The following is a 10907-nucleotide window of genomic DNA, read 5'->3' on the forward strand; positions in this document are numbered from 1 at the left end:
TCCGTCAGCGCTGCGCGCTGCCACCTCCCCCAGAGGGGGAGGATCTATCTCAATCAAGCCGTCGCAAAGGCCTCCACCGGCAGCGCCATCATGCTGTCCGCCCCGGTTTCGATCTTGCGGCGCTGTGGCCACTGCAAGGGACAATTCACGCTCAAGGTTGGCACGGTGTTCGAGCACATGCGCTTGCCGCTTCATAAGGCGCTGCAAGCCGTGTATCTGATGACTGCAAACAAGAAGGGCGTATCGGCGCATCAGTTGCACCGCATTCTGGAAATCACTTACAAGTCAGCATGGTTCCTCGCCCACCGCGTTCGTGAAGCGATGCGCGACGGCGATCTTGCCCCGTTCGGCGGCAACGGTGGGATTGTGGAGGTTGATGAAACGTTCATCGGCAACGACCGCGACATTAAGCCGAAGGGCAACAAGAAGGGCCGTGGCTATGCCCACAAGGGAATAGCCCCTAGATTTCTGGAGGTTTCTGAGGCATGATGACGAAAGCAACACAAATTGCCGATCAGAGTCAATCTGATAAGTTTAAACAAGCCGCCCGCGAACTCGAAGCGGACGAGGACGAGGCGCGCTGGGATGACCGGCTGCGCAAGGTGGCGAAGGCCAAGCCTAAGCCGGAGAAGCAAAATGTTGGCTGAGCCGCTTTTCTTGGGATGCCTGTTCATTGCCCTTGCCATCCTTTGGGTGGGCCGTCGCATCGCTGCGCGCGTTGATGCCATGAGCATCAATTTGGGCAACGGCAGTAATGGCATCCATGAGATGGTCTATACGAAACTCACTGCAATCGAGGACGATCTGAGGGAAATTCGCTCTGGCATTGAGGGCTTGGACTACCGCGCATCAGAGATTGAGGATCACGTAAGGCCGGTGCGGCAGGCCAGACCGCAGATTGAAGGCCCAAGCGAATAACCCGCTGGGAAGTCGTGACCTGCGCTACATCCTATTTGCAAGATATATAATCACCTTTTTTTGGGGGAGGTGGCAGGATTTCAGGCAATCAAGCCGTCGCAAAGGCCTCCACCGGCAGTGCCATAACGCTCTCGGCGCCGGTTTCGATCTTGCGGCGCAGTGCGCCCGCATCGGGGGTGAAGCGTTCGCCGTAATAGCGCGCGGTGGTCAGCTTGGTTTCGTAGAACGCCTTGTCAGACGTCCCCGCTGCCAGCGCGGCCACGGCGGTTTCGCCCATCTTCAGCCACATGTGGCCCAGCGCGACGATCCCCATGATGTGCATGTAATGGTGCGCGCCCGCACCGACGTTGTTGGGGCTGGCCATGCCGTTCTGCATGAACCACATGGTAGCGGCCTTGAGCTCTCCATTGGCGCGTTCCACCCCGGCGGCCAGCGTGGCCAGCTCCGGCTTGTCCTTGCCGGCGGCGCAGGCCGCATCGACTTCGGCAAAGAAGGCCTGAACCGCGCGCCCGCCATTCAGCGCCAGCTTGCGGCCAACCAGGTCCATCGCCTGCACGCCGTTTGCGCCTTCATAGATCTGGGCGATGCGCGCGTCGCGGACGAACTGGCTCATCCCCCATTCCTCGATATAGCCGTGGCCGCCGAAAATCTGCTGCATGTTGACGCAGGTGTCGAAGCCCTTGTCGGTGCCATAGCCTTTCAGCACCGGGGTCAGCAGGCTGATCATGTCATCGGCCAGGCCGCGTTCTTCCTCGCTCGCGGCCTTGTGGCTCAGGTCCACCAGCAGCCCGCCCCACAGATAGAACGCGCGCATCCCTTCGGTGAAGGCCTTGGCATCCATCAGCATCCGCCGCACGTCCGGGTGGACGAACAGCATGTCGGCCTTTTCCTGCGGCTCAGCCGGTCCGGTTAGCGCCCGGCCCTGTCGGCGATCCTGCGCATACCTGACTGCGTTCTGATAAGCGACTTCGGCCTGCGCCAGCCCCTGAATGCCCACGCCCAGCCGGGCCGCGTTCATCATGATGAACATCGCGGCCAGACCCTTGTTTTCCTCGCCGACGATCCAGCCCTTGGCCCCGTCGTAATTCATCACGCAAGTGGCGTTGCCGTGGATCCCCATTTTGTGTTCCAGCGCGCCGCAGGACACCGCGTTGCGATCCCCCAGCGAACCATCGTCATTCACCAGCACTTTGGGCACGATGAACAGCGAGATGCCTTTGCTGCTTTCGGGTGCGTCCGGGGTCTTGGCCAGGACCAGGTGGACGATGTTGTCGGTCAGGTCATGCTCACCTGCCGAAATGAAGATCTTGGTACCGGTGATGGAGTAGCTGCCATCCGCCTGCGGCACCGCGCGGGTGCGGATCAGGCCCAGATCGGTGCCGCAGTGCGGCTCGGTCAGGTTCATGGTGCCCAGCCATTCGTTGGCGACCATCTTGGGCAGATATTTGGCCTGCAATTCGGGCGAGGCTTTGGCCAGAATCGCGCTGACCGCACCGCTCGTCAGGCCGGGATACATCCCGAAGGCATGATTGGCGGTGGCGACGAATTCCTCGACCACAAAGCCCAGCACGTGCGGCATGCCCTGTCCGCCGAACTCCTCGGGCGAGGACAGCGTGCCCCAGCCGCTCTCGCGGTAGAGCGCGAAGGCTTCCTTGAATCCGTCAGGCGTGGTTACCGAACCATCGGCGTTACGGGTGCAGCCCTGCTTGTCACCCACCGGGTTGAGTGGTGCGAGCACTTCGGCGGCGAACTTGCCGCATTCCTCGACAATGGTATCGACCATGTCTGCACCGGCGTTTTCAAAGGTGGGAAGTGCGGCGTACTGTTCCAGCTTGAGCACTTCATTGAGTACGAACCGGGTGTCGCGCGCGGGCGCCTTGTAGACGGGCATACGGGTATCCTTCGCGTGAGATCAGGCGCGGGTGGCGGCCGGATCGAGGTTTTCGATAAGACTGATGAAATCGGTCAATTCACTGATTGCGGCATCGATGTCGTTGCGCTGCTGCTGCAGGCGCTCCACCTTGTCGCGGCAGCGCTGGATCGTGACCCGGCGCTGCTGGGCCCGGCCATCGCCCAGATCGTAGAGATCGATCATCTCCTTGATCTCGGTCAGGCTGAAGCCGACATTCTTGGCCCGCATGATCCAGGCCAGGCGGGATCGGTCCCGCTTGGAATAGACCCGGCTCAGTCCGATCCGAGCCGGAGCGATCAGCCCCTCATCCTCATAGAACCGCAGTGCGCGGGCAGTGCAATCAAACTCCGCCGTCAGGTCAGAGATCGTGAACTGTTCACGCTGCAGGGCGTCGGGACGATCAAGATGAGCGCCGTCGTGCGAGGCGGGTGATGCGCCAAAGTTGTCCATGGCGGCAATTCTAGCTTACCTTTACGTAAGCGTCAATTGGTGATCCGGGCCAGTCCCTCACCATCCAGCTTGCGATAAAAGCAGCTGCGAGCGCCAGTGTGGCAGGCCGGGTTCTGCGTTTCGGCCAGCACCACCAGCGCGTCCTGATCGCAATCGACCCGGATTTCCCGGACCGTCAGGATATGGCCAGAAGTTTCCCCCTTGAGCCACAACTTGCCCCGGCTGCGCGACCAGAAGTGGGCCAGTCCCGTCTCGCGAGTCTTGTCCAGAGCCTCGGCATTCATATGCGCGACCATCAGCACTTCGCGGCTGCTGGCATCGCAGACTACCGCGGTGAGCAATCCGTTCGCATCGAACTTGGGCAAAAAGGCCGTGCCTTGCTCTCTGTCTTCCATTTCACACCCTGCCATGGCGGCCCCTTGTTGCAGGATAACCACATGTGTCGACCAAAATCTGCCCTCGCACCGCTTCGCACTTTCATTTTTGGGCCGATTCGCGGATTGAGGCGCTGCGGTTTGAAGAGCCGCCCGCCAGTCCGCAAGGCCCTGGTTCAGGGAAAAATTACTGCCCGCAACGACGGGTATCTTCATGAGGGATTGAACGAGGCGGTCAAAGGGGGATCGCCGAACTGCCCAACGGCAGCGTTCGCAAGAGTTTCGTCACGAGAACGTCCGGAACCTCGGTTCCGGGCGTTTTCGTTTGCGGGTCAGAGCGCTTCATCAAGCACCCGCGCAAAACAGGCCACCACCACTTCAGCCGCCCCCGCCCGTTTTAGCGCGGAGACGCAGGCATCTGAAGTGGCGCCGCTAGTCAATACATCGTCCACCAGCACAACCCTGGCGCCCTTGATCGCCCCGACCCGCGCCGGGTTGGTCGCAATCGCCCCGGACAGCGCGCGTGCCCGCGCCGCTTTGCCCAGGCCGCCAAGCGAGGGGGTGCGCTTGGCGCGGAGCAATCCGTCCACGACCAGTTCCCCACCCCGCAACCGCGCCAGCTCTCCCGCCAGCAGCGCGGCCTGATTGTATCCGCGTTGCCAGATCCGCCAGCGGTGCAGCGGGACCGGTATGAACAGCCAGCCCCCCTCAACCCGGTCCGGCAACCGCGCCGCGATCAGGCGCGACAGCATCGGCGCAAGGGCGATGCGGTGGCCGTGCTTGAACGCCAGAACCAGCTTGCGGGATTCGGCGGTATACAGCGTCCCCGCCGCAATCCCGTCATGCCGGGGCGGATCGGCCAGGCACGGCGCGCAGACCAATCCTTGCGCTGCGCCCTCTGCGAAAGGGCGCTGGCAGCTGGTGCAACTGGGCTCACCCGGGATCCGCAGGTCCCCCCAGCAGGCCGCACAGAGCCCGTCCTGCGCTGCCAGTGCCGCGCCGCACAAGGGGCAGCGCGGCGGGAAGACCAGGTCAACGACCGGTGCCAGGGCGGCGGGTACTTGCATGAACCTCCTTACTATCGCTTGCGCCCCGCCGCAGCGCAAGGCAGGGCGTGGTCGCCATGAGCCCGCCCCTGATCTTTGCTCCCCAGCGCCGCCTTGCCGCCCGCCGCCGGGCGCTGGTCCTGCAGCAGCGGCCCGATGCCGGGCGCTATCTGCTGGAGGACATGACCGAGGACCTGCTCGAACGTCTCGCCTTCCTGCGCCACCAGCCCGCCACGGCGATGGTGGTGGGTGACTGGACCGGCGCGCTGGCCGCCGCCCTTGCCGCCCAGGGCATCGCGGTCACTTCGGCCGAGCCTGCCCATGGCTTTGCCGAGGAGCAGCCGTGGAGCGAAGGGCCGTTTGACCTGATCGCCAGCCTTGCCACGCTCGATACGGTCAACGACCTGCCCGGCGCGCTGATCCACATCCGCAAGGCGCTGAACGCCGGCGGGCTGGCGATTGCCAGCTTTGTCGGAGCCGGCAGCCTGCCCGCCCTGCGTGAGGCGATGCTGGCCGCCGATGGTGACCGCCCTGCCCCGCGCCTGCACCCCGCAGTCGATGTCCGTGCGGGCGCGCAATTGCTCCAGCGCGCCGGCTGGGCCGATCCGGTGGTGGACATCCGCCACCTGGAAGTGCGCTTCTCCAGCCTGGCCCGCCTGGTCGAAGACCTGCGCGCTCAGGCCCTAACCAACGTCCTCGCCCAAGCGGGGCCGCCGTTGTCCCGCGCCGCCCTGGCCCGGGCAGCGGCGACTTTTGGCGAGCGCCGAGTCGAGCGCTTCGAAATCCTCACCCTCAGCGGCTGGGCGCGTTAGCCCAGCGCCGCCTGCGCCGCCGCCAGCCGCGCGATCGGCACGCGGAAGGGCGAGGCCGAAACATAGTCCAGCCCGACCTTTTCGCAGAACGCGATTGAGGCCGGATCGCCGCCATGTTCGCCGCAGATCCCCAGCTTGATGTCCGGCCGGGTCGCCCGCCCGCGCTCGGCGGCGAGGCTGACCAGCTGTCCGACCCCGTCGATGTCGATCGAGACGAACGGATCGCGCGGGAAGATGCCCTGTTCGACATAGGCATTGAGGAACTTGGCAGAATCGTCGCGGCTCAGGCCCAGCGTGGTCTGGGTCAGGTCATTGGTGCCGAACGAGAAAAATTCGCCCACTTCGGCAATTTCCCCGGCCAACAAGGCAGCCCGTGGCAGTTCGATCATCGTGCCGACGTGGTAATCCAGTGTCCGGCCCTTTTCGCCAAACACCGCCGCCGCAGTGCGATCAACCAGCGCTTTCAGGATTTCCAGTTCGCGCCGGGTAGCCACGAGCGGGATCATCACTTCTGGCACCGGAGCTGCGCCCGATGCTGCCGCCACATCGCACGCCGCTTCGAACAAGGCGCGGGCCTGCATCTCGTAGATTTCGGGGAACGTGATCCCCAGACGGCAACCGCGATGGCCCAGCATCGGGTTGAATTCGTGCAGTTCCTCCGCCCGGCGCTTCAGCGTGGCCGTGCCGATCCCGATCACATCGGACAGTTCCTCAAACTCGGCATCCGAATGCGGCAGGAATTCGTGCAGCGGCGGATCGAGCAGCCGCACGGTCACCGGCAAGCCCGCCATCACTTCGAAGATCGCGTGGAAATCGGCGCGCTGTTCGGGCAGAAGCTTGGCCAGTGCCGCGCGGCGACCGCCCTCGTCCTCGGCCAGGATCATCTGGCGCACGGCGGCGATGCGCTTGTCATCGAAGAACATGTGTTCGGTGCGGCACAGCCCCACCCCTTCCGCGCCAAACTGCCGCGCGGTGCGGCAATCGGCGGGGGTTTCGGCATTGGCGCGCACTTTCATCCGGCGGTGCTGATCGGCCCAGACCATCAGCGTGCCGAAATCGCCGACCAGTTCCGGCTCAATCGTGCGGACGTGGCCCAACATGACATCGCCATTGGCCCCGTCGAGCGTGATTACGTCACCTTCTTTCAGCTCGCACTGGCCGATTTTCAGTGTGCGGCTGGCCAGATCGATCGAAACCGCCGAAGCGCCCGAAACGCACGGACGCCCCATCCCGCGCGCCACCACGGCGGCGTGGCTGGTCATGCCGCCGCGCGCGGTCAGGATGCCCTTGGCAGCGTGCATGCCGTGGATGTCTTCAGGGCTGGTTTCCACCCGCACCAGAATCACTGCCTCGCCGCGTTCGGCATGGGCCTGCGCGGTATCGGCATCGAGCACGATCGCGCCCGAAGCCGCCCCGGGAGAGGCCGGCAGGCCCCTGGCGAGCACTTCACGCGGAGCATCAGGATCAAGCGTGGGGTGCAGCAACTGGTCCAGCGCCATCGGATCGATCCGGCGGATCGCCGTCTTTTCATCGATCAGCCCTTCGCCGACCATGTCGACCGCCATCTTCAGCGCGGCCTTGGCGGTGCGCTTGCCGCTGCGGGTCTGGAGCATCCACAGCTTGCCGCGCTCAACCGTGAATTCGATGTCCTGCATGTCGCGGTAGTGCTTCTCAAGCAGTTCGAACACCGCCGCGAGTTCGCCGTAAGCCTCCGGCATCGCCTCTTCCATGCTCAGCGGCTTGGCCCCGGCGCGGGTCCGTGCGGCCTTGGTCAGGTATTGCGGAGTGCGAATGCCCGCCACCACGTCTTCGCCCTGGGCGTTGACCAGCCATTCGCCGTAATAGGCCTTCTCGCCCGTCGCCGGATCGCGGGTGAAGGCAACCCCGGTGGCGCTGGTATCGCCCATGTTGCCGAACACCATCGCCTGCACGTTGACCGCGGTGCCCCAGTCCCCCGGAATATCGTTCAACCGGCGATAGACCTTGGCTCGGTCCGAATCCCAGCTGTCAAACACCGCCCGGATCGCGCCCCACAGCTGTTCGTGGACGTCCTGCGGGAACGGGCGGCCCAGTTCGGCTGCAACGATGGCCTTGTATTCGGCCACCAGCGCCTGCCAGTCCGCCGCCTGCATTTCGACATCGGCGTAATAGCCCTGGTCTTCCTTGGCGATTTCCAGCGCGTCTTCGAAAGCGTGATGGTTCAGCCCCAGCACTACGTCTGAATACATCTGGATAAAGCGGCGATAGCTATCCCAGGCGAAGCGTTCATCGCCCGAACTGGCGGCCAGCCCCTCAACCGTGGCGTCGTTGAGCCCGAGGTTGAGCACCGTATCCATCATCCCCGGCATCGACACCCGCGCGCCGGAACGGACCGAGACGAGCAGCGGATCGGCAGCGTCGCCAAACTTCTTGCCCACCGCGCTTTCGATATGGCCCAGCGCTTTGGCGACTTCGGCCTGAACCTCTGCCGAGAAGTCACCCCCTTCGGCCAGATAGCGGACACATTCCTCGGTCGTGATCGTAAACCCGGGAGGCACCGGCAGGCCGATCCCGGCCATTTCCGCAAGGTTCGCGCCCTTGCCGCCGACAATCGTCTTGTCGCGCGAACGCGGGTCAGAGCTGCCTACACCACCACCGAAAGTGAATACGTATGAAGTCACGGGAAACCGCCATTTCCAGGAACCGACGAATCGTGTGCCGGTGTAGTTCGGCCCCTAGAGGGCAAGGCGGGCGCTGTCAGCTTTTTTGTGCGGTGCAACACGGTTGACGGGCCGGTTGTGGCGCGGTGACAACAGGGGTGACAGGGTGACAACAAGGTTACACCCTGTCCGGGGTGATTGCTGTTGTTTTGCAGAGGTTTGCGCCAAACAAGGTGACACTTGTGCAATTTTCGGCGTTTTTCGCCCCAAAATCCTCCCCCTCTGGGGGAGGATTTTGNCCCCCTCTGGGGGAGGTGGCAGCGCGCAGCGCTGACGGAGGGGGAGTGCTCGGAGCGTAAGGTTTCACGGCCAAATCCCTGCGCCTACCCCTCCTTCGACCGTCACCCTGAACTTGGTTCAGGGTCCATCGCGCCGCACAGCCATCGCCCGGTCGAGAGCGCCCAAACCTCGCGGTTTGCTTAAGCAACGGCGCTTCGATCAAACGGCCCGATGGACCCTGAAACGAGTTCAGGGTGACGAAGTTGGCGTATGGGGAGTGCCCCGCCCTACCCTTCGATCCGCGAAAAGTCCGCGACGCCATGAACCGCAGCGCGGAACCGGGCGAGCAGACCAAGGCGGTACAGGCGTTTGGCAGGGTCAGCATCGTTGACCGTCACGTCCTCAAAAAACTGGTCGATCGGCCCGCGCAGGCTGGCCAGCGCCGCCATGGCCCCGGCAAAGTCTTCCTGCTCCACCGCTGCCGCAGCCCGCGGCCCGGCCTGGCCCAGCGCGTCGATCAATGCCTTTTCTGCCTTTTCGGGCATGTAGGAAAGTTGAATCGCACCTTCCACATCCCCCTCCGCGTTCGCATCGAGCGAAGTCGAGATGCCGCTCTCCGTGTCTCGACTACGCTCGACACGAACGGAGGTGGGTTCGTAATCCTCCTTCTTGAGGATGTTCGCCGCGCGCTTGTAGCCGGACAGCAGGTTGGTGCCGTCTTCGGTGCCGATGAAGGCTTGAAGCGCGTGGACGCGGGCGAGCAGGCGGACGAGATCGTCCTCTCCGCCGAGTGCGAACACGGCGTCGATCAGGTCGTGACGGACACCGGCTTCGCGTTGCTGGACTTTGAGGCGGTCGATGAGAAACTCAAAAACCTGATTGGCTGTGAGCTTAACAGCAGTGTTTGATGGAATCCCAATACAACTGGGCAGGACTTCAAACAGCGGCGCACGCAGCTTTGCGGCTAGAACCTGACTGATGACTGAAATTCCAGCCCTTCGTAACGCGAACGGATCCTTCGAACCTGACGGTTTCATATCGCTGTGGAAGAATTGGCCCAACGTATCCAGCTTATCCGCCAAACTCACCGCCACCGTCACCGGCGCAGTCGGCACGTTATCGCCCTGCCCAACCGGCTTGTAGTGATCGCGGATTGCGTCGGCCACCGCGTCCGGCAGCCCTTCGGCGCGGGCGTAGTAGCCGCCCATCAGGCCCTGCAACTCGGGGAATTCGCCAACCATTTCGGTGACGAGATCGGCCTTGCACAGTTCGGCCGCCTGCCGCGCCAGCGCGGGATCGCAGCCGGGGACAATGCCTTCGCTGGCGAGCCATTCTGCCAGCTTGGCCACCCGTTCAACCTTGTCGGCGACAGTGCCCAGCTTCTCATGGAAGGTAATCCGCGACAGCTTCCTGGCCTGTTCCGCCAGCGGAACCTTGCGGTCCTGCTCCCAGAAGAACCGCGCATCACTCAGCCGCGCGGCCAGCACCTTGCGGTTGCCGTTGACGATCTCTGCCCCGCCATCGCTCGCGGCAATGTTGGCGGTGCAGACGAAGGCGTTGGCCAGGCTGCCCGCGCTGTCGTTGCACACGAAATACTTCTGGTTGGTCCGTGCGGTGAGCTGGATCACTTCGGGCGGGACATCGAGGAACGCCGCGTCGAACCGGCCGAGCAAGGGCACCGGCCATTCGGTCAGGCCCGCGTTTTCGATCACCAGCCCTTCATCTTCAACCTGCAGCAGCCCTTCGGCTGCGGCAGCTTCTTTGGCCTTGGCGCGGATCAGGTCCTGGCGTTCGGCGTGGTCGACGATGACATGGGCCAGCCGTAGCTTCTGCGCATAGTCATGCGCGCCGCCGATGGTGATTTCACCCGGCGCGTGGAAGCGGTGGCCGCGGGTGGCATAGCCGGAGGTGATGCCGCCGATCTCGCAATCGATCAGGTCTTCGCCCAGAATTGCAACGATCCCCGACAGCGGGCGGACCCAGCGCAGGCTTTCACTGCGGAGTGATGCCGCGCCCCAGCGCTGGCTTTTGGGCCAGGGGAAGGCGCGGATGATCGCCGGGATCGCTTCGGCCAGCACATCGCGCGTGGCGCGGCCGGGCTTTTCGGTGACGGCATAGAGCACGCCGTCCCGCTCGGTCAGTTGCTCTTCGCTAAGGCCGGTCTTGCGCAGGAACCCTTCGAGCGCCTGCGGCGGCGCGCCGACGCGCGGGCCTTTGAGTTCTTCCGAAACGGCCGCAGTCGCATCAGGCAGGTCGCGCGCGATCAGGGCGAGGCGGCGCGGGGTGGACCAGACGGTCAGCGCGCCCAAGGGCAGCCCGGCGGCGTCCAGTTCCTTGCGCAGCAGCTTTTCAAGCGTCTCCCGCGCACCGGCCTGCATCCGCGCGGGCACTTCTTCGCAGCGGAGTTCAAGGAGGAAATCAGACATCCTAAATCCTCCCCCTCTGGGGGAGGTGGCAGCGCGCAGCGCTGACGGAGG

9 protein-coding genes and 1 pseudogene are annotated in these 10907 nt (G+C 64.0%); 4 read left to right on the forward strand and 6 right to left on the reverse strand.

Going from position 1 to position 10907, the window contains the following annotated elements; genetic code table 11:
* Nucleotides 1-114 precede the first annotated feature (114 nt).
* From MNBBLIKP_RS01255 to MNBBLIKP_RS01260, 3 genes and pseudogenes are all read left to right on the forward strand, one after another.
* Nucleotides 115-450 (forward strand): annotated as a pseudogene (locus MNBBLIKP_RS01255) (IS1595 family transposase); the annotation flags it as partial.
* 35 nt (nt 451-485) lie between these two features.
* On the forward strand, nt 486-647 hold the full coding sequence (locus MNBBLIKP_RS17895) for a hypothetical protein (protein WP_176399603.1): 162 nt from the start codon (nt 486-488) through the stop codon (nt 645-647).
* Nucleotides 637-918 (forward strand): hypothetical protein, encoded by a 282-nt coding sequence (locus tag MNBBLIKP_RS01260; RefSeq protein ID WP_088306709.1) that lies wholly within the window; start codon nt 637-639, stop codon nt 916-918. The genes MNBBLIKP_RS17895 and MNBBLIKP_RS01260 overlap by 11 nt, the downstream gene beginning before the upstream one ends.
* 88 nt (nt 919-1006) lie before the next feature.
* Here MNBBLIKP_RS01260 and MNBBLIKP_RS01265 read toward each other — a convergent pair whose 3' ends face one another.
* The 4 genes from MNBBLIKP_RS01265 to MNBBLIKP_RS01280 form a co-directional block, all read right to left on the reverse strand.
* A complete protein-coding gene (locus MNBBLIKP_RS01265; protein ID WP_088306710.1) occupies nt 1007-2809 on the reverse strand; it encodes an acyl-CoA dehydrogenase C-terminal domain-containing protein in 1803 nt (600 codons plus the stop codon).
* Nucleotides 2810-2830: 21 nt separating this feature from the next.
* Nucleotides 2831-3280 carry a MerR family transcriptional regulator gene (locus MNBBLIKP_RS01270; protein ID WP_088306711.1) on the reverse strand — a complete coding sequence of 150 codons (450 nt, stop codon included), beginning with the start codon at nt 3278-3280 and terminating at the stop codon, nt 2831-2833.
* Nucleotides 3281-3312: 32 nt separating this feature from the next.
* Entirely contained in the window at nt 3313-3675 is a 363-nt protein-coding gene (gene hisI / locus MNBBLIKP_RS01275) for a phosphoribosyl-AMP cyclohydrolase (RefSeq protein WP_088306712.1), read from the reverse strand.
* A 311-nt stretch (nt 3676-3986) separates the two neighbouring features.
* On the reverse strand, nt 3987-4721 hold the full coding sequence (locus MNBBLIKP_RS01280; protein WP_088306713.1) for a ComF family protein: 735 nt from the start codon (nt 4719-4721) through the stop codon (nt 3987-3989).
* A 56-nt stretch (nt 4722-4777) separates the two neighbouring features.
* Between MNBBLIKP_RS01280 and MNBBLIKP_RS01285 the strand changes: the two genes are divergently transcribed.
* Nucleotides 4778-5512: a methyltransferase domain-containing protein gene (locus MNBBLIKP_RS01285; protein ID WP_441339259.1), complete on the forward strand. Its 735-nt coding sequence runs from the start codon at nt 4778-4780 to the stop codon at nt 5510-5512.
* On the opposite strand, the gene ppdK is transcribed toward MNBBLIKP_RS01285, so the two are convergent.
* Nucleotides 5509-8172: a pyruvate, phosphate dikinase gene (ppdK, locus tag MNBBLIKP_RS01290; protein ID WP_088306715.1), complete on the reverse strand. Its 2664-nt coding sequence runs from the start codon at nt 8170-8172 to the stop codon at nt 5509-5511. The two genes, MNBBLIKP_RS01285 and ppdK, sit on opposite strands and share 4 nt — an antisense overlap.
* 545 nt (nt 8173-8717) lie before the next feature.
* Nucleotides 8718-10856, reverse strand: a complete 2139-nt coding sequence (gene glyS / locus MNBBLIKP_RS01295; protein ID WP_088306716.1) for a glycine--tRNA ligase subunit beta — start codon at nt 10854-10856, stop codon at nt 8718-8720.
* Nucleotides 10857-10907: the final 51 nt, after the last annotated feature.

The sequence above is a fragment of the Novosphingobium sp. B 225 genome, from assembly GCF_002198665.1.
Lineage (GTDB): Bacteria > Pseudomonadota > Alphaproteobacteria > Sphingomonadales > Sphingomonadaceae > Novosphingobium.

Coding starts and splice junctions, on each gene's coding strand:
- MNBBLIKP_RS01285 (WP_441339259.1), top strand. CDS start 4,778: ATGAGCCCGCCCCTGATCTTTGCTCCCCAGCGCCGCCTTGCCGCCCGC.
- MNBBLIKP_RS17895 (WP_176399603.1), top strand. CDS start 486: ATGATGACGAAAGCAACACAAATTGCCGATCAGAGTCAATCTGATAAG.
- MNBBLIKP_RS01265 (WP_088306710.1), bottom strand. CDS start 2,809: ATGCCCGTCTACAAGGCGCCCGCGCGCGACACCCGGTTCGTACTCAAT.
- hisI (WP_088306712.1), bottom strand. CDS start 3,675: ATGGAAGACAGAGAGCAAGGCACGGCCTTTTTGCCCAAGTTCGATGCG.
- glyS (WP_088306716.1), bottom strand. CDS start 10,856: ATGTCTGATTTCCTCCTTGAACTCCGCTGCGAAGAAGTGCCCGCGCGG.
- MNBBLIKP_RS01280 (WP_088306713.1), bottom strand. CDS start 4,721: ATGCAAGTACCCGCCGCCCTGGCACCGGTCGTTGACCTGGTCTTCCCG.
- MNBBLIKP_RS01270 (WP_088306711.1), bottom strand. CDS start 3,280: ATGGACAACTTTGGCGCATCACCCGCCTCGCACGACGGCGCTCATCTT.
- MNBBLIKP_RS01260 (WP_088306709.1), top strand. CDS start 637: ATGTTGGCTGAGCCGCTTTTCTTGGGATGCCTGTTCATTGCCCTTGCC.